This window comes from Candidatus Equadaptatus faecalis, from assembly GCA_018065065.1.
GTDB classification, from domain to species: domain Bacteria; phylum Synergistota; class Synergistia; order Synergistales; family Synergistaceae; genus Equadaptatus; species Equadaptatus faecalis.
Genome location: JAGHTZ010000027.1, coordinates 37,486 through 56,322 on the forward strand (window position 1 = coordinate 37,486; position 18,837 = coordinate 56,322).

Genomic DNA, 18,837 nt, shown 5'->3' on the forward strand with positions numbered 1-18,837 from the left:
CAGCCTCTTATGAAGCTCCTCGTTGTAGGCGGAGGCGGAAGGGAACACGCCATAATAAAAAAGCTGAAAGAAAATCCGGCGGTTGAAGAAATTTTTGCACTGCCTGGCAACGGCGGCATCGCAGACGATGCTGTCTGCGTTGATATCGGCGCGAAAGACATTGCCGGCATCGCAAAATTCGCGAAAGAAAACAGCATAGACTACGCCGTCGTGGCGCCTGACGACCCTCTTGTCCTCGGCTGCGTTGACAAGCTTGAAGAACAGGGCATTCCCTGCTTCGGGCCGCGTGCAGACGCCGCGATTATTGAAGGCAGCAAGGTTTTTTCCAAAAATCTTATGAAAAAATACAACATACCGACAGCTGCCTACGAAGTGTTTCGGGATATGAACGCCGCGCTTGCCTATATCGAAACGGCGCCGGTGCCGACGGTTATCAAGGCGGACGGGCTTGCTCTCGGCAAAGGCGTAATCATTGCGCAGACAAGAGACGAAGCCAAAGCGGCTGTGCTTGAAATCATGCAGGACAAAAAATTCGGTGCAAGCGGCGATCAGATTGTTGTCGAAGAATTTCTTGAAGGGCCGGAGGTTTCCGTACTTTCTTTCACGGACGGCAAAACCGTGGTGCCCATGATTTCCTCAATGGACCACAAACGCGCGGGGGACAACGACACCGGCTTAAACACCGGAGGCATGGGAACCGTAGCACCGAACCCGTATTACACAAAGGAAATAGCGGACGTCTGCATGGAAAAAATTTTCCTGCCTACAATAAACGCGATGAACGCGGAAGGCCGCACCTTCAAGGGCTGTCTCTATTTCGGGCTTATGCTTACGAAAGACGGCCCCAAGGTCATTGAGTACAACTGCCGTTTCGGCGACCCTGAAACGCAGGTTGTCCTTCCCCTGCTCGAAAGCGACCTGCTCACGGTAATGAAAGCCGTAACCGAAGAAAAGCTTTCGGAAACTGAGGTGCGCTTCAGCAAAAATCACGCCTGCTGCGTAATAATGGCGTCAAAGGGCTATCCGCAGAGCTACGAAAAGGGCTTTGAAATGAACATTCCGACAGAAATATCGGACAGGGTCTACGTCGCCGGAGCGGTCAGAAAAGACGGGAAACTCCTGACAAACGGCGGACGCGTACTCGGCGCGACGGCTGTTGAGGAAACGCTTGAAAAAGCAATAAAATCAGCCTACGCGCTCGTCGGCAGGATAAGCTTTGAAAACGCGTATTTCCGCCACGACATAGGCGCGCGCGCAATGAAAGCCGGTAAAGAATAATGGTCTACAGAGTTTTTGTTGAAAAAAAGGCGGAGCTTGCCAACGAAGCGAAAGCGCTGCTGAACGACCTTAAAACGCTGCTCGGCATAACGGGGCTGACAGGCTTGCGCATTCTGAACCGCTACGACGCGGAAGACATCGCCCCTGAGCTTTTTGAATACGCAAAAAAAGTCGTATTCTCTGAGCCGCAGCTTGACACGGCAGCGCGCGAGCCCGATTTCGGAGACGCAGTCGTTTTCGCCGTTGAATATCTGCCCGGCCAGTTCGACCAGAGAGCCGATTCAGCGGCGCAGTGCATACAGATAATATCCAAGGGCGAACGTTCTCTCATACGCTCGGCTAAGGTCTATGCGCTCTACGGAACGCTGACGGAAGCCGAAATAGCTGAAATAAAGAAATACGTAATCAACCCCGTTGAAGCGCGCGAAGCAGACCTCAATCTTCCCGCGACGCTTAAAACCGTGTACGACGTGCCGTCGGAAGTGGCGGTCATAGACGGTTTCAGGGATTTTACAAAAGACCGGCTGTCGGAATTTCTCACAGCCAACGGTCTCGCCATGGATCTTGACGACCTGCTCTTCTTCCAGTCCGCTTTCAAAAAAGAGGGGCGCGACCCGACGATAACGGAAATCAAACTGACGGATACCTACTGGTCGGATCACTGCAGACACACAACCTTCAACACGATAATTGACAGCGTAAGCTTTGAGGACAAATTCCTCCAAGGCTGCTGGGACGAATATCTTGCCGCAAGAAAAGAGCTTGGCAGAACAAAACCCGTGTGTCTTATGGACATAGGAACGCTCGCGGCGAAATATCTCAAAGCACAGGGAAAGCTCAACAAGCTTGACGAATCCGAGGAAATAAACGCCTGCACGGTTAAAATTGAAATAGAGGCAGACGGCGTAAAAGAGCCGTGGCTTCTGCTTTTCAAAAACGAAACGCACAACCACCCCACGGAAATAGAACCGTTCGGCGGAGCTGCTACCTGCGTCGGGGGCGCAATCAGAGACCCGCTTTCGGGGCGTTCCTACGTGTACGGAGCAATGCGCCTCACGGGCGCGGCAAACCCGCTTGCGCCGGTCAGCGAAACGATTCCGGGCAAGCTTCCGCAGCGCAAAATCGTCACCACCGCCGCGAACGGCTATTCTTCCTACGGAAACCAGATAGGACTTGCCACCGGCATAGTTGACGAAATTTACCACCCGGGCTACGCGGCGAAACGCATGGAGATAGGGGCGGTTATAGCGGCTGCCCCCGCCGAAAACGTGCGCAGGGAGCGCCCTGCCCCGGGAGACGTTGTAATCCTTCTCGGCGGAAGCACGGGACGCGACGGCATAGGCGGCGCGACGGGCGCCTCCAAGGCGCACGACAGCCATTCCGTCGAGACCTGCGGAGCCGAAGTGCAGAAAGGCAACGCGCCTGAAGAAAGAAAACTGCAGAGACTTTTCAGAAATCCGGAAGCGAGCAGGCTTATAAAACGCTGCAACGACTTTGGAGCCGGAGGCGTCTCAGTCGCCATAGGCGAGCTTGCCGACGGTCTTGAAATAAATCTTGACGCCGTACCGAAAAAATACGAAGGACTTGACGGCACGGAGCTTGCTATAAGCGAATCGCAGGAACGCATGGCGGTAGTCGTCGAGGCGGCGGAACTTGAGCATTTCCTCGCGCTTGCCGAAAAGGAAAATCTCCAGGCGTGCAAGGTCGCCGAAGTAACCGAAACACCGCGGCTTGTAATGCACTGGAACGGAAAGACCATCGTTGACATCAGCCGCGAATTTCTGGACTCAAACGGCGCAGAAAAACACATCACGATAGAAACTGCGAACTCTGAACTTAAAGCAAAAGAAATATCCGGAAGCTTTGCGGAAAATCTCCGCGCTGCCGCCTCCGACCTGAACTGCTGCTCAAAACGCGGACTTGCCGAACGCTTTGACTCCACGATAGGCGCGGGCACGGTGCTTATGCCATTCGGCGGCAAAAACCAGCTCACGCCGGTACAGGCAATGGCACAAAAAATTTCGGTTGAAAAGAAACACACGGACGACTGCTCCTTAATGAGCTGGGGCTACAATCCGTTCCTCACGGAACAGAGCCCCTGCCGGGGCTCGTACCTCGCCGTTGTGGAATCCGTCTGCAAACTGATTGCAAGCGGCGCGGAATTTAAAGACGTCTATCTCACCTTCCAGGAATATTTTGAAAAACTCGGACGCGACCCGAAACGCTGGGGCAAGCCGTTCGCGGCTCTGCTCGGCGCGTTTAAGGCACAGAAAGAACTCGGTATAGCCGCGATAGGCGGCAAAGACTCGATGAGCGGAAGCTTTGAAAAGCTGGACGTTCCGCCAACGCTCGTGTCATTTGCCGTAACAACGCAGAAGACGTCAGACATCGTTTCGCCGGAATTCAAGGCGGCGGGACACCGCGTAATACGCCTTGCGCCCGAAAAAGACGAAGACGGACTGCCGAAAGCGGACAGCCTGCTCAAAATATTCTCCCGCGTCACGGAACTTCTCAGAAGCGGCTCTGCCGTTTCCTGCTACACGCCGTGCATAGGCGGCTGCGCGGAAGCTGTTATGAAAATGGGCTTCGGCAACGGCTTCGGCTTTGCCTTTGACGGCAGTCTCTCGCTCAAAGACGTATTCGATTACGATTACGGCTCATTCCTGCTTGAAGTTACGGGAAACGAAGAGCCTGACAAAACCTTCGGCACAGTCACGGACGACGGGCAATTCTCGTTCAAAGACGAAAAAGTTTCCTTCGGCGAAATACTCTCGCTTTACGAAAACAAGCTTGAACCGGTATTCAGCTGCAACATTCCCGACGCAAAAGGCGTTTTCGCCAACTTTGAATACGCCGCCGAAACGCGCCCCGCACCGCTGATGAAATGCGCGCGCCCGAAGGTGCTCATACCGGCGTTCCCAGGAACGAACTGCGAATACGACAGCGCAAAGGCAATGGAAGACGCCGGCGCAGAAACGGAAATAATCGTTGTTAAGAATCTGACCCCGCAGGCAATCGCCGAAAGCGTTGACTATTTCGCCAAACGGCTTGAAACAGCGCAGATGATATTCATTCCGGGCGGCTTCTCCGGCGCGGACGAGCCTGACGGAAGCGCGAAATTCATCACCGCCTTCTTCCGCAACGAAGCGGTAAAAGATAAGGTGACAGACCTGCTCGACAAACGCGGCGGACTTGTCTGCGGAATATGCAACGGTTTCCAGGCGCTTGTAAAGCTCGGACTCGTGCCCTACGGCAGAATAATCGACACCGATGAACACTGCCCCACGCTCACCTTCAACACGATAGCGCGCCACCAGTCCCGAATAGTCAGAACGCGCATAGCGTCAAACAAATCGCCGTGGCTCGCGCTCACAAAGCCCGGGGAAATATACAGCTGCCCCGTATCGCACGGAGAGGGACGCTTCCTTGTCTCTGACAAGCTTCTGCGCAGCCTCGCGGCAAACGGACAAATTGCGACACAGTACGTTGACCTTGACGGAAACGCCTCGGCTGACGTGCATTTCAACCCCAACGGCTCAATCTGCGCCGTTGAGGGCATAACCTCGCCTGACGGACGCGTGTTCGGAAAAATGGGACACAGCGAACGCAGAGGCTCCGGACTTTACAAAAACGTGCCTGGGAACTACGATAACCGAATGTTTGAAGCAGCAGTACAATACTTTAAGGAGGAGATATAAATGACCTGGAAATCTGACATTGAAATCGCACAGGAATGTGTACTCGAACCGATAGGCAAAATAGCCGAAAAAGCGCACGTTGACGAGAAGTACATTGAGCAGTACGGACGCTGGAAAGCGAAAGTTGATCCGGCGCTCATCAAGGAAACGGACAGAAAAGACGGAAAACTCATCCTCGTAACGGCAATCACCCCGACACCTGCCGGCGAAGGCAAAACGACCACCACTATCGGACTTGCCGACGGACTGAAACTCATCGGCAAAGACGTCGTCGTCGCTCTCCGCGAACCCTCGCTCGGACCTGTCTTCGGCGTAAAAGGCGGCGCGGCCGGAGGCGGCTATGCTCAGGTTGTGCCTATGGAAGACATCAATCTCCACTTCACGGGAGACTTCCACGCAATCGGCGCTGCCAACAACCTGCTCGCCGCAATGCTCGACAACCACATTCAGCAGGGCAATGCGCTCGGCATAGACGTCCGCCGCATAACGTGGAAACGCTGCGTTGACATGAACGACAGACAGCTCCGCTTCATCGCCGACGGACTCGGCGGCAAAGCAAACGGCACGCCGCGCGAAGACGGCTTTGACATCACAGTCGCAAGCGAAATAATGGCTGTCTTCTGCCTTGCAAGCTCAATCACCGACCTCAAGGCACGCCTTGCAAGAATAATCGTCGGCTACAGCTTCGACGGAAAACCGGTAACAGCCGGCGACCTCAAAGCCGTAGGCGCCATGACCGCCCTGCTTAAAGACGCGCTCAAACCGAACCTCGTACAGACCCTCGAAGGCACGCCCGCATTCGTACACGGCGGACCGTTCGCAAACATCGCGCACGGCTGCAACTCAGTCATGGCAACGCGCCTCGCTCTTAAAATGGGCGACTACACCGTCACGGAAGCCGGATTTGGCGCAGACCTCGGAGCGGAAAAATTCCTTGACATCAAATGCCGCATGGCGGGACTCACCCCCGACGCGGTCGTCGTCGTCGCCACCGTCCGCGCCCTTAAAATGCACGGCGGACTTGACAAAAAATCGCTCAACACGGAAGACCTCGCGGCGCTCGAAAAAGGCATACCCAACCTTCTCCGCCACGTGTCAAACATCAAAAACGTGTATCAGCTTCCCTGCGTCGTCGCGGTCAACCGCTTCCCGACAGACACCGACGCTGAAATCGACTTCATCATCAAAAAATGCCGCGAACTCGGCGTCAACACCGTTCTCTCAACAGTATGGGCAGAAGGCGGCAAAGGCGGTGTAGAACTCGCGAAAGAAGTCGTGCGCCTCTGCGAAGAAGAAAAAGGCAATTTCACCTTCTCCTACGAACTTGACGGAAGCATTGAAGACAAAATCAACGCCGTTGTCACGAAAATCTACGGCGGCAAAGGCATCTCAATCCTTCCGAACGCGAAAAAACAGATACAGGAACTCACAGCCCTCGGCTATGACAAAATCCCTGTCTGCATAGCGAAAACACAGTACAGCTTCTCCGACGACGCCTCAAAACTCGGCGCGCCCGAAGACTTCACCGTAACGGTCAAAAACGTAAAAGTCTCCGCCGGAGCCGGCTTCGTCGTCGTCCTCACAGGAGACATAATGACCATGCCCGGACTTCCGAAAGTGCCCGCGGCGGAAAAAATTGACGTGGACGAAAACGGACGTATTTCGGGTCTGTTCTAAAAACAAACAGTCCGGCAGAGTACGAACCGGGCTCCTGCTTCTTCCGGTTCGTACCTCTTAAGACTTCCAAGTGCCCGCAGCGGAAAAAATCGACGTTGACGAAAACGGCAGAATTTCAGGACTGTTCTAAAAACAAACAATTTTAACTCCCTATTTGCAATACAAAAGCAATCTCCCCGCCTGCGCGGGGAGATTGTTTATTTTCGTCAATTTAATAAATCCGGTCATAGCAACGCTTCGCAGCTTAAAGTGTCCCGTTTGGTACTTTTTTACAGCCTTAAATTGTACATTTTGGCACTTTTTTGGAGCCTTAAATTGTACATTTTTGCAAAAACGGGTATAATTGGCAATGTCAGGAAGGTGAATGAGATGGAAAGAACAGCTGCCCGTACGCTTGAAAAATGGCTCGCTTGCGGCAACCGGAAACCGATGATAGTCTGGGGGGCACGGCAGGTTGGCAAAACATATCTTGTCAGAAACCTCTTTGCCGAAAAACATTTCAAAGACAGCTGCATATACGTTGATTTCAAAAAAGAAACGGACATAAGAAATTATATCCTTGAAGCTGATATAGTCGATGCGGCGAAAATAACAGAATTTCTTTCCTATCGCTTCAACAGAAAAATTGACAGAAACACGCTTCTGATATTCGATGAAATACAAGAGTGCCTGCCCGCAATTACAGCCCTGAAATATTTCCGGCAGGATATGCCCGAACAGCCCGTCATAGCAACGGGGTCAATGGTAAGAATAAAACTGAAACGGGAACAGGCAGCCGCTAACAGGCGTCATGCGGAATCATATTTTTTCCCTGTCGGCGCAATCAGCCAGCTCACAATTCACCCGATGACCTTTGAAGAATATCTGTTAAATTCAAACGAAATGCTTCTTGACGCTCTCTCCGCCGCATGGAATGAACAGAGACCGCTTGAAGACTGGCAGCACGCTATGGCAATGGAAGCCCTCTATAAATATCTTTTAATCGGGGGAATGCCTGAAGCCTTAAATATATATCTAACCGCACATTCGGGGGCTGAGGCAAGAGAAACGCTTGTGACACTTTACGACAACTATCTGAACGACATGAATTTATATCAGGCAAGCAGAGATTCCGTCGTACGGGCAAAAGCAGTGTACAAAAACATATACACGCAGCTGAACAAAGAACAAAAAAATTTCAGAAGCTCACTCGTTGACAAATCGCTCAGAAGCCGCGACCTCAAAACACCCATCGACTGGCTCGAAGAAGCAAAACTTATATATAAATCGCAGCAGCTGAACGAACATGTCACAATTCCGCTGACAGACAACGGACACCCTGATTTCAGACTGTATATGGCAGATACCGGAATGTTCGCGTATCAAAGCGGAATCAACATGGCGACTTTTATTGACCCGAACGCAGTCAACACACTTTCAGGGATATTCTTTGAAAACTTCGCCGCGGCGGAACTGACCTCAGCCGGAATACCGCTGTTTTACTGGAAAGGCAAAAACAGCGCTGAATTTGAATTTGTCACGGTAAGCAGCAGCAATGTCATTCCGATAGACGTAAAGAAAAAACACGGCACCCTGAAATCCCTTGAGAAATTCCGCGAACATAACAGCTGTAAACTTGCAGTCAAAATTTCTGCCAACAAATATGGGTACAGCCCCGAACAAAAACTGCTTACAGTACCGCTGTATCAAACCTTCCTGCTTGCAGACAGCATCAAAAACAACACCCTTGTCGAACATAGCAGAATTTCGTGACTGATCTGAAAACAAGTAGCCCGTAAAATGAACAATCTCCCCGCAGGGGGAGGTTGTTTTATTACGCTCAACGTCAGGCGCGGGCAAAATTTACAAGTCGTGTACTTATTAGTCGCGCACGGACGCGAACAGAATTTACGAGCCGTGTACTTGTCAGTCGCGCACGGGCGCGAACAGAATTTACAGTATTATCGTAGCAAATATTTTCCACGTGTCAACATTCGTGTCTGCCGCTGCTTATAACTGCGGAAAGACCGTTCATACATGTAATTTCAGCCATCGCGAATTTTTTCTTTCATTTACTCCTCAAACTATAAATCCTCAGGTTCTGCTGCTCTGTGCTCAATGCGTTTTCCCTGCAACATCAAAAGAAACTTATCATAATAGGCGCAAATCTGCTCCTTACTGCAATTCAAAACGTGTCTGTCCGCATAATCATTAAGCACCTCGCAGCAAATTTCAAGCTCAGGCACGACACGGGCATTTTTAGGGTCAGACATTGAAAGCCGCGTGTACTCCACCGCTTTATCAACAAAAGCCCTTTTCCTCTGCGCGTCATTATCAAATCGCACAGCGCGCCTCACCTCATTGCCGATATTCACCATCTGTTCAACAAGAGACAGACTAAACCAGCGTTCGGCTAAAACTGAATCCATCTGCAAATCACCTCTGTTGCTCTCGCCTCAATTTCGGGATCCAAAACATTCAACCCTCCGCGAAGAAAACCATGCAACTGATTGTTATGTATATTTATAAAAGAATCATACTCTAAAATATCTTCAAGCATACTCTTACCGAACCAAAGATTAAAACCCCATAAGTCAATTTCACGCGAGCCATTCTGTATTTTTAAGTAATCTGCCAACTGATAATGCATATCTGCGTCCAACGCAACAAGCCCCTTATCAATATCAACGACACCTTTGACAAATCCGTTAGGAAAATCGTTCAGCTGTTCTATCTCCTGCATAGTCATAACCTTAGTTAAAATAATCATATTTGCTCACCTCATATATCGGCTTTGTCAATATCGTATTTTAACTCTGCACAGCGCCGCGCGGAGCCGCTGTTCCCCAGTTCCCTGAAAAATTCGCCGGCAGGGCGTACACGACCGGACTGCATATCCGAATAACCCTTTTGCAGTTCCGCGTCAAGTTCTTCAACGTCCATACTGCTTATGTCAGGCACGTTTGACACCGGAAGTTTTACGTCAAAAGGCAGTCCCCTGCGCAAAACAATTTGCTTGTAGAACATATTCACGGCGCTTGACGCGGAAACGCCGAGAGAAGACAATATCGCCTCCGCCTGTTCCTTAACCTGAGGCTCTATTCTTGCATACAAATTCGCAGATTTGGCAGCCATATTTTTACCTCCGTCCTTGTACAACACGCCAATATTTTACAACATAGTACACACAAACGCAACACAAACACCCTACAATCGCAAAAAATCCGAACAGTATTGTACAACTAAACAAAAAATATTCCCCGCGCAGGCGGGGAGATTGCTTATTTACGCTCAACCTCAGGCACGTACACGTGCCTGTAATCAAGATTTTCAAACAGCTCAATCAAAGAACTCTCATAAGCCGCCTCGTCAAAATACGAAACCATAACGCCTCACCCCAATTACCCATAACTATTATGCAATATATTACAGCATTTTCAGTTCAACGTGAGACCGCAAAATTGCTTTGAAAATAACCTCGTACAGCGGTTCATAATTCTGCGTTTTATCCGCCGCGGCAAGCGCCTCAATATACTCGTCTTTATCCTCAGTCCTGATATACAAGGGCGTAATGCTCGACCGTACCAGCTGCATATTCATAAAAGCTCTTGCTGTTCTTCCGTTGCCGTCCGCAAAAGGATGAATAACGGTAAGGCGGTGATGTATGCGGCATATTTCCTGTATATATTTGCTGAGCGGCTTGCTGAAACGCTGCTCAAAACTTCTTTTCACCTCTGTATCGAGTGCAGCAAGCTCATTCGCTATGTCGTTATGGTCTACTGTTTCAAATTTTGCTCCAATAACAAGAGTATTATTTTTCCTCGTTGAACCGCCAAACTCAGGATGCGGATAATACGCGAAAAGCTTTTGATTCAGCGACATTGTCTCAAAAACAGACAGTTTATCTTTATGTTCTTCGGTAAAAATATGTTGGTAAATATCATAATGGCCGGCGGCGGACATATACGCGTCGCTGCCGGTATCAGAACAATAACAGCTGTTCTGTTTCTTAAGTCTCAAATCAGTAACTATCTCGCTTATCTGCTCTATATCAACGTCCAGACCTTCAATTCTGCTGTCGTTATAAATATAATTATTTTGGAAAACAAACCTTGCGCGGTCATTGCCGTCTGTGGCAAGCTGCTTAAAATAACAGTCAAACAACCCTGCATACAGCTTAGCGTAAGACAAATGTTTTGCCCTGCGTTTTTTCTCCGGCGCATATTTGGCAATGCTTTTTCTAAGTTCAGAAGGTTCCGTATTTACGCTTATTGCGTGTATTACATACGCAATTCTGAACAGGCAGGCTTGAAAACTTACACCAAAATAATCCGCTATTTCAAGAACGTCGTCAAAACTGATATAACCGCCGGCATTTTTGCGTTTATTAACCTGGTGCTTCAAATCTGCATACGGCATAAGCACAGCCGAAGCAAAGGACTCCGCAAACTTCTCGGTTGCAGACTGAGGAGACATAGGGCATACAACGCTCTTGCCTGTATCTCGAAAATGGTGGCACAATTCATGTACAGCAGTATAGCGCTGGCGCGTTATGGGACGATTGGCGTTAATCCCGACTACAGGCACATCATCACCGTCAGCAGCCGGTACATACACCCCTTCAAGTTTATGAAAATTTGAAATTGAAAAAATAATTCCCTCGTCCTTAAGCATTTGAAAAGGATTAAGAGGGAAAACAATTTTGGAATTGCCAAAATATGCTTTTAAGAACGCCTGCGCCATCTTTTCGGCGCTCTCAAACTTACTCGCCTGCTCTCTGAAACTATTCATGCGCCGCTTTTGCTTTCATCTGCTCTTTGAAACGTATTAAATTCATAATTTCTGCTTGGTCATTCTCATCAAGCTTTTCAAAACTGCGGGCAAAAAATGCTACGGACTCGTCTGTTTTCACTCCCGAAAGCAGAAAATCCGACGACACGCCGAACAGCTCGCACAGTTTTGCAAGTTCATCGGCAGACAGCTTCCGGTTGCCGTTTTCCAGTTGTGAAAACGACGCCCTGTTAATGCCAAGAAAATTTGCGACGTACTCCTGAGACAAATGCAGCTGACTGCGAAATTGTTTAATTCTCTCGTTAATAGTGCTCATTTCTCTTCCTCCCAACAAAAAATTGCAGCCTGAACACCTGCGGTAAAGGGTTGTACTGCACAAAGATTTAAGTCTGTTTTATTAAAGCGGAAATATTATACTCCTGTTTGTTAGAAAATACAACATATATTTTAGAAAATCTAACAATTTCAACAGCGTCATCCGTCGCAAAATCTCAAAAATCAGCATTTGCAATACATAAATCGTATTTCAACTCTGCAATTTACAAGCCGTGTACTTATCAGCCGCGCACAGGCACGGGCAGAATTTTTTACGCGATAGAAGAAAACAGGAGAGCGTCTCGCTCTCCTGTTACGGCTCTATTCTAAACCAAGAACTTGTCTGCCACAGTGCCACATGTCCTCACCAACAGAATCGGGCGGAAACATTTTCCATTCGTAGTATTCACCAAAAGAATGTACAACTGTGCCGTCTTCTGCGTAGTATGTTGTAGATATACTTCTGGATGCAGGTTCATCAATTTTGTACTCCGAATATTCTACATAATAAACAGGAGTTTTGGAAGATTCCAAAATTTTTTTCCACTCAGCTTGTGCTTGCGGAGTGCACAGAACACATTTTTTCCACATCCTGAACGTGTCGTCTGTCCGCCTAACTGAAGATATATCTACGGAGAAAATAGAGTTGTCGTTTCTGCCTGTTTCCACCCAGTTCGCCGCAAGTGCTGTTGAAACGCAGGTTATTGCAATGAGTGCCGCGAGTATGAATACGGTCAGCTTTTTCATTCTGTCCACCACCTATTGTATGATAACAGTATTATACAACAAAACACAAAAAATTTTTAATTCACACAAGCGGGGGACTGTTCAGTCCCCCGCCTGCCGCTTACGTCAGATGTTTTCCGAATTTACGCTGCCTTTTTCCCGTTCAACGTATTCGGTGATGAGCTGTTTTATGGCGCTTTTTGCGGTCGTGCCTTTGCAGCCTATCACTTTCCTGAATGACCTGTAAAGCCTTTCGGGAATTTCACTTCCCACATGAATTATTCTTCCTGACATTGTTTTTTCCCTCCTTTCAACAAACTTAGCAAGTTCTCCTCAATTAGCAGTTGGTAATTTGTCATTGATAATTGATTTTTATTGTCATTGTTTTTATCCCTTCTTACATTCTTTCTTCCGCCATACGGAGCAGCCAGCCTTTAAGCGGGTTCAGTTTTTCCTGTATTCTTTCAAGACGCCTGACTACCGTCATGTGCGACACTTGCAGCCCCGCGGCAATCTGCCGTCTGCTTTTTCCCTCGTAGAGCGCGAAGACTATGCTCATTTCTTCCGGCGTGAGCAGAAGCTCAACTTTTTCAAACATATCCGTTTCGCGCTCCGCCCATTCCACGCCGCGGTCTTCGCCGGCAAGCAGTTCAATTTCTTCCGTTATCGGCACCGATTCGCCGTACAGATTTTTCTTCTGTTTCCGCAGAATTTCGGCGTTGAAATTTATAATGCGTCTCATCCGCCGCTGCAGCCTGTTAAGGAAATATTTGTCTTTCCGCATTTTCGGCACGATACGGATAAGCGCTATGCGCCCTATCTGCACCAAGTCCTGCGTTTCCGCGCCCTGCCCCTCGTATTTAAGCGCAAGGCTTTTTATCAGGGGGTCAAATCTTTCAACCGCTTCTTCTGCTTCCTCTGCCGTCATTTCGCAGCCGTCTTCTTCCGGCTCGTTTTCAGGCGCGTATTCCGCGCTTGCAAAGAGCATTGCTTCGTTTTCTTCCGTTTCAATTTTCGTGTACGCCAATTCCATTATTTACCTCCCGCCTGCAGGCGGCTTTATTCATTCATTGCCAAATTTCGCTGTAAGCGAAAAACGGCAATCCCGCGCAAAATAGTTGTTCTGTGTCAGTTTTTCTCCGGCCGGAGAGTTTAACTTAGTCTGCCGTCTCTGTCCGCGGCTTTGGACTTGCTACATTTCAACGTCGGTGGTTACGGTCTCAATGACTTCCGCGCCGTTTGCGGAAGCGATGCTTCCGGCTATCGGCTGCTGTGCCACAACTTCGTCCATCGCGGTTTTTACAAGCTGTGCGCCTGAGCCTTCTTTAAGTCCGTCTTTGACGTAGTTCAGGATTATGTTGTGATCCGTTCCGTCGCCTTTGAGAAATTTCATTTTGAGTTTTCTCGTAGTCGTTATTGCCATATTTTTCACCTCCTTTGTCTGCTCGTTTCACTCGCGCTGTAAGCTGTAAGCTTTAAGCATTAAGCATTAGAACCTTATTGGCGCTCCGCACCGCTGCACGCTATACGCTATTGGCTATAGGCTTTTAAAACCTTTAAGGCTTTTTTTAGCTTTTAGCTTAATGCTTACCGCTTGCCGCTTGCAGCTTACAGCTTTCTCCGCGCTAATCTTCTATCAGATCCACGCTGTTGCGTTTGACGGCGCTCGGCGTTGATACAAACAGCGGTTTGAAGCTGCCTGCAACAGTGTTGAGCGTGTTTGCCGGCGCACTCGGCGAAATTTTGCTTACAGATACCGTTTTCTTGGCATCGTCCACGGTAAGCGAGAATTTCATTGCCATGCTTTCGTTTTCAAAACTTGCCATATTTTTCACCTCCTTTGTTTTGGCGCTGAGGCGCCGCTGTACGCTATTGGCTATACGCTATAGGCTTTGGCTTAATGCTTTTAGCTTTTGCTTATAGCTTTCTCTCATCCGCCTCTATGCTATAATGTTCACCGGATAAAGATTTTGTAACACCCCTGTAAATTGAAAAAGAAATAAAAAAAATTATTTTTTTTCAAAAACTTTTCCGAAATTTTTTATTTTTTTCTCTTTTCCCCCATGTTACAAATTTCTTATTTAGTGAACATTATAGTGCAGAGGGTGACGGGGAACAGAATTGTTGTTTTTAATCCTGTTCCGGCTCGGTGGTTTTGAAACGTTGGGAGGGCTTAGCAGAGCCTGCTGCTCCTTTCGTTTCCTGCTAAAGCTTCCGTGTTTTGTCACTTTTACGCATTACGTGATGCGGTTTCCGGTTCTGATAAGCCCGCTGCTTCATAGGCTATGTCAAGGAAAACCTCGGTAACGGCTGCCGGAGGCAGCCGGTTTCCGGCGCAGATACGCGGTCCTCTTTCAGTATCCGGATTCTGTAATACGCCTGCGCAGGCGGACGAATAACAGTTTTTGTGTGTTATCCGTTTGTGTTTTCATACCCAAAATTCAAAATAGACATAAGGAGTTTTATTATGCTCAGACATAAGGATAAAGAACTTAGAGCTAAGAAGAAGATACAGACTAAGAAGCGTTCAGGTACAAGAATTAAGAAGAATATAAAGCATAAGCGTCTTATAGAGTTTCAGGTAAAGGGCAGTGAGCCTTTGAAATTCTGCAGGACAATACAGCTTACAGAGGAGGTTCGGCAGCTTTTCGGGCAGTGCGTTAATGCCATAGTGCCAAAGGAAGCAAAGCAGGACGGCAGGGTGCCGTGGCTCTCTCTTTTCAGGCATACGAAGGGCAGGTTTCTTGTTTTGCGCTGCGATGTTGCAGAGCGCGAGGACACTCTGAAGCTTGACGAAAACGGCAATGCTTATTTAGAACCTGACGTTAATTTTACTAAATAGAGGACGGAAATTTTGTTCCGCCCTCTTTTTTTATGCAACACCGCCGCAAGATGTTTTTGCCCTTCAAGTTTTTGCCATTGGTTTTTATCGTCATTGTCCCTTATAGTCATTGTCCCTTATGGTAATTGGTTCTTTTGGTCATTGGCTCTTTTGGTCATTGGTTTTTATATTCGTGCCAGCTCGCGTCGGCGTGTCCGAATAGCTTTTTGCGTTTCTTCACCCTGCTTACCCTGCTTGCCGTTGATTTGAAGCGCATCGGCTCTCCTGCGTAGTCCAGTCTGTAGCTTCCGCCAGTGCCGCCTTTTCTTGTCTTTTTGACGGTCGCTATTATTTCCGCGCCGTTGTCTCTGCCGTATTCGTCGTCTCCCGTGTCGCGGAACAGCTCTATTTCCGCGTCTGCCCGTTCGTTCACGTAGCCGCCGCCTCTCGCGCTACCTCCCGTGCCGCCCTGCGACTGGAGTCTCTGCGATTCCACGGACATTTGCGAAAGTATTACAAGCACGCAGCCGTAGGCTTTGGCGGAGGTCAGCAGTTCCGCGGTTGCCTGGTTTGCTATTTCAAAGTCGCTTTGGTCTGCGCCTTTAAGCAGCGTAAGATAGTCTATGCAGACAAGTTTCGGTATGTTGCGCTCTACGTATTCCTTTATTCCTTCAACAGTCCAGCGGACGGAAAGCGTGTTTTCAAGCACATCAACCTTGCCGTCGTAAAACCGCGCAAGTCTCCGCTTCGCTTCTTCGTAAAGCGGAGAGCCCGCTTCCGCAAGTTGTTTTACGCGCGACGGGGCGCAGTTAAGTTCTCTTGCCAAAAGGCGCTCCATAACGGGCACCCTGCCCATATCAAGCGAGAAAAATGCCGCGCCACTGCCGCCGTCTGCCACCCATTGCTGTATGCCGTTGAGCAGCAGGCTCGTTTTCATACTGCCCGGATTGCCGATTATGGAAAGCAGCTGCCCTTCGCTCACTCCCCCGCCTATTGCGCCGTCCAGTTCGTCTATGCCGAAGCGGAACAGCTGCCCCTGCTCGCGCCATGAGCTTTCGGTCTGCTTAAAGGCTTCGCTGAAGCTTTTCGGGCTGAAAATCATTCCGCGCCGTTCCGCTTCAAGCGTGCCGTGTTCCGACTGAAAAGCGTGCCATTCGTGCGCCACGATGCGGTTCACCGTGCTTTCAGCTATTTTGTCGCCGACGGGACAGGCTTTTACAAGCGGCAGCATATAATTGCAAATTTTGGAAATCAGACAGCCGTTTGAGGCAAAATAGCGCGTCCATTCGGCTATGTTGTACTCCACCATTTCTATTTTGTCTGCTTCGGGAAGCTGCATTGTTTTGTCAAAACATTCAATCAGCTTCGCCGGCTCGACAGGTATTTCGGAAAAGTTAGTCAGCATTGCACTCTCCTTAGTTGTTAATAATTACCAAGTACCTATAAAAATCAATTACGATAAGAACCAATTACTATAAAATACAATTACTATAAGAAACAATCACAAAGAGAACCACTTGCGGTGTTGCAGCAAGCTGCAACGTTTGAAATTAACGCCCTAATAATCTTTATGTTTTTTGCTTTTAACTTCAATGAAGGCTTGCCTGTGCCCAGCGGCTGCAGAGCAAGCCCTCCACAATTGCTTTTTTTCGTCATTGTTTCTTTTCGTCATTGGTTCTTATAGTCATTGGTTCTTATTACTGTACAGCGTTCAGGAATTTTTCCACGTTGTCGTCATTCTTGAACAGCCAGTCAAAGGTTACTCGCCACGGCGTTCCGCAGTGCTTGAAACCGTCGTTGTTCCCCACGTAAAAACCGTCTTTGCTCTCCGCAACCGCTGAAAGCAGCTTAACCCAAAAACTCTCCTCGTACGCCCCGTCCTTAGCGAAATGCCGCTGGCGGACTTCAAACATTTTCCGCTTCCTGTCAGTCAGACGGTTAAACTTTTCAAGTCCGAAATGCTCCGCCCATTCGTTCCAGAGATTGCGAAACGAAGCGATAGAATAAAGCTCCCCGCTTTTCGCCTCCCGCTCCCTGCCTGACGCGCCGCAGACGGCAGCGTCTTCTTCCCTCGGCTCTGCCGCGCGCAGACCGCGAAATTCCCCGCAGTCTTCTTCAGCGCCGCGGACCGTAATTATTTTTTCTGCGCTTATTTGCGCAGAAATATTATTTAATTCTGTATCTGAATCTGTATGGGCACCCCGGGGGTTAACCCACAGGTTTTTATTTCCCGCAAAATCTTCCTCAATTTCGCAATCCTGCCCGCGCAATTCCCTTCGTCCGCCCTTTGTTCCGTTGCTTGCGGACGTCTCTTTAATGCCGATACTGTACTCGACAAGCTCAAACACCCTGCTGTTAAAAAGTATCTTGTCATCGCGCGCAAAATAGCTTTCCCTCTTCATAAAGAATTTCCTGTACTGCTCCGGCACGTCCGAATAAGAAATTATCTCAAACTCGTCGAGCAAAAGCAGTCTGCCGAGCAGCTGTTTTGTCTGTTTCAGGCTTCTGCGCTTCGTCGCGGAACGTATCGTGTCAGCGTCGTAAGGCAGAAAACCGCCGGTCTTGAACATAAGATGAAACAGCCGCCAGTAAAAGCTGTACTCCGCGTCGTCCATACTCATTTCATGCTGTGAAAAAGCGTCGGGAAAATGAAGAAAGTAATTGATTTTTACTGCGGCTTTGTCATCCGACAGTCTCCGCCAGGAGAGGCTTCCTGTACTGTTGTGCGCCATTGTGCAACACTCTCCAATCTGATGATATTTTTTGCACGGAACCGCTTTCCGCCGTTTTCCGCCCTACGCGCGGACTGTGTCCGTCTGTTCTTTCGCGCTTTCGGTTTCGCGTTCGTTAATATTTTATACTCAAAATTGCGTTTGCGCAATATATAAATATTTTATTGCGTATTATTTATTTTTGTTCTTGCACTTTGAAAATTTTATGATAAAATTAACCGGCAGAAACTTATGAAAGGTTGTGGACAGGCATGAACAACATAGAGACTGCGAGAAAAGAAATGGGAATGTCCAGAAAGCAGCTTGCGGACGCCATAGGGGTAACGCCCTCTACGGTTTTCCGCTACGAGGCAAAGAACGCAAAGCCGACGTCTGACATTTTGCAGAAGCTGTCAAAGGCGCTGGGCGTCACCGCGGATTATCTGTGCGGCAACGCAATGACCCTTGCCTCCGTTGTCTTCGTACCGGTTATAGACAAAACAATAGGCGCTTCCGCCGGAACGGGCAACGGCATTGACGGCGTTGAATGGAACACGATAGACGAATATCCGATAGCCTCGGCGGCTCTCATGGGCTACAGCTGGCAGGGTGCGGACTGCAAAATCATCTGCGCGGAAGGCAACAGTATGGAGCCTGTCATACACGACGGCGCAAAGGTGCTCTTTGCGGCAAACATTGAAGTTATGCAGGGCGACATAGCAATCGTCAGCGTTGACAACAGGCTGTTTGTCAAAGGGGTGCTGTACAACAAAAACGGCACGCTCACGCTCGTCAGCTTCAACAAGGCGGAATACCCCGACAGAATAATCGACCCCGAAAA

General features: G+C 48.9%; 18 protein-coding genes. 6 read left to right on the forward strand and 12 right to left on the reverse strand.

Features of this window, described 5'->3' with window-relative positions; genetic code table 11:
• The first annotated feature begins 9 nt into the window (after window positions 1-9).
• From purD to KBS54_02235, 4 genes are all read left to right on the forward strand, one after another.
• Window positions 10-1,278 (forward strand): phosphoribosylamine--glycine ligase, encoded by a 1,269-nt coding sequence (gene purD / locus KBS54_02220; protein MBQ0054945.1) that lies wholly within the window; start codon window positions 10-12, stop codon window positions 1,276-1,278.
• The gene (locus KBS54_02225; protein ID MBQ0054946.1) at window positions 1,278-4,976 is read left to right on the forward strand and encodes a phosphoribosylformylglycinamidine synthase; all 3,699 of its coding nucleotides are present in this window, start codon (window positions 1,278-1,280) and stop codon (window positions 4,974-4,976) included. Before purD ends, KBS54_02225 begins: the two co-directional genes overlap by 1 nt.
• On the forward strand, window positions 4,977-6,653 hold the full coding sequence (locus KBS54_02230) for a formate--tetrahydrofolate ligase (protein ID MBQ0054947.1): 1,677 nt from the start codon (window positions 4,977-4,979) through the stop codon (window positions 6,651-6,653). It abuts the gene before it with no gap.
• Window positions 6,654-7,022: 369 nt separating this feature from the next.
• Window positions 7,023-8,405 carry an AAA family ATPase gene (locus KBS54_02235; protein ID MBQ0054948.1) on the forward strand — a complete coding sequence of 461 codons (1,383 nt, stop codon included), beginning with the start codon at window positions 7,023-7,025 and terminating at the stop codon, window positions 8,403-8,405.
• A gap of 311 nt (window positions 8,406-8,716) precedes the next feature.
• Here the strand turns inward: KBS54_02235 and KBS54_02240 are convergent, their stop codons facing one another.
• The 10 genes from KBS54_02240 to KBS54_02285 all read right to left on the reverse strand — a co-directional run bounded on the left by KBS54_02240 (window position 8,717) and on the right by KBS54_02285 (window position 14,290).
• A complete protein-coding gene (locus tag KBS54_02240; GenBank protein ID MBQ0054949.1) occupies window positions 8,717-9,061 on the reverse strand; it encodes a hypothetical protein in 345 nt (114 codons plus the stop codon).
• The gene (locus KBS54_02245) at window positions 9,046-9,402 is read right to left on the reverse strand and encodes a hypothetical protein (protein MBQ0054950.1); all 357 of its coding nucleotides are present in this window, start codon (window positions 9,400-9,402) and stop codon (window positions 9,046-9,048) included. The genes KBS54_02240 and KBS54_02245 overlap by 16 nt, the downstream gene beginning before the upstream one ends.
• Window positions 9,403-9,413: 11 nt before the next feature.
• On the reverse strand, window positions 9,414-9,767 hold the full coding sequence (locus KBS54_02250) for a type II toxin-antitoxin system RelB/DinJ family antitoxin (GenBank protein MBQ0054951.1): 354 nt from the start codon (window positions 9,765-9,767) through the stop codon (window positions 9,414-9,416).
• Between the two features lie 291 nt (window positions 9,768-10,058).
• Complete coding sequence (locus KBS54_02255; GenBank protein MBQ0054952.1) at window positions 10,059-11,423, reverse strand: Fic family protein; 1,365 nt, start codon at window positions 11,421-11,423, stop codon at window positions 10,059-10,061.
• Window positions 11,416-11,739: a helix-turn-helix transcriptional regulator gene (locus KBS54_02260; protein MBQ0054953.1), complete on the reverse strand. Its 324-nt coding sequence runs from the start codon at window positions 11,737-11,739 to the stop codon at window positions 11,416-11,418. Before KBS54_02260 ends, KBS54_02255 begins: the two co-directional genes overlap by 8 nt.
• Window positions 11,740-12,059: 320 nt before the next feature.
• Complete coding sequence (locus tag KBS54_02265) at window positions 12,060-12,485, reverse strand: hypothetical protein (protein MBQ0054954.1); 426 nt, start codon at window positions 12,483-12,485, stop codon at window positions 12,060-12,062.
• A 105-nt stretch (window positions 12,486-12,590) separates the two neighbouring features.
• Window positions 12,591-12,758 carry a hypothetical protein gene (locus KBS54_02270; GenBank protein MBQ0054955.1) on the reverse strand — a complete coding sequence of 56 codons (168 nt, stop codon included), beginning with the start codon at window positions 12,756-12,758 and terminating at the stop codon, window positions 12,591-12,593.
• Between the two features lie 103 nt (window positions 12,759-12,861).
• The gene (locus KBS54_02275) at window positions 12,862-13,497 is read right to left on the reverse strand and encodes a sigma-70 family RNA polymerase sigma factor (GenBank protein MBQ0054956.1); all 636 of its coding nucleotides are present in this window, start codon (window positions 13,495-13,497) and stop codon (window positions 12,862-12,864) included.
• Between the two features lie 159 nt (window positions 13,498-13,656).
• Entirely contained in the window at window positions 13,657-13,887 is a 231-nt protein-coding gene (locus KBS54_02280; GenBank protein MBQ0054957.1) for a DUF2922 domain-containing protein, read from the reverse strand.
• Between the two features lie 202 nt (window positions 13,888-14,089).
• A complete protein-coding gene (locus KBS54_02285; GenBank protein MBQ0054958.1) occupies window positions 14,090-14,290 on the reverse strand; it encodes a hypothetical protein in 201 nt (66 codons plus the stop codon).
• Between the two features lie 641 nt (window positions 14,291-14,931).
• Between KBS54_02285 and KBS54_02290 the strand changes: the two genes are divergently transcribed.
• The gene (locus KBS54_02290) at window positions 14,932-15,306 is read left to right on the forward strand and encodes a hypothetical protein (GenBank protein MBQ0054959.1); all 375 of its coding nucleotides are present in this window, start codon (window positions 14,932-14,934) and stop codon (window positions 15,304-15,306) included.
• 154 nt (window positions 15,307-15,460) lie between these two features.
• On the opposite strand, the gene KBS54_02295 is transcribed toward KBS54_02290, so the two are convergent.
• A complete protein-coding gene (locus tag KBS54_02295; GenBank protein MBQ0054960.1) occupies window positions 15,461-16,690 on the reverse strand; it encodes a hypothetical protein in 1,230 nt (409 codons plus the stop codon).
• A gap of 292 nt (window positions 16,691-16,982) precedes the next feature.
• A complete protein-coding gene (locus KBS54_02300) occupies window positions 16,983-18,017 on the reverse strand; it encodes a hypothetical protein (protein MBQ0054961.1) in 1,035 nt (344 codons plus the stop codon).
• Between the two features lie 251 nt (window positions 18,018-18,268).
• On the opposite strand from KBS54_02300, the gene KBS54_02305 reads away from it, so the two are divergent.
• The coding region (locus tag KBS54_02305) for a helix-turn-helix transcriptional regulator (GenBank protein MBQ0054962.1) at window positions 18,269-18,837 on the forward strand (569 nt) is incomplete at its 3' end.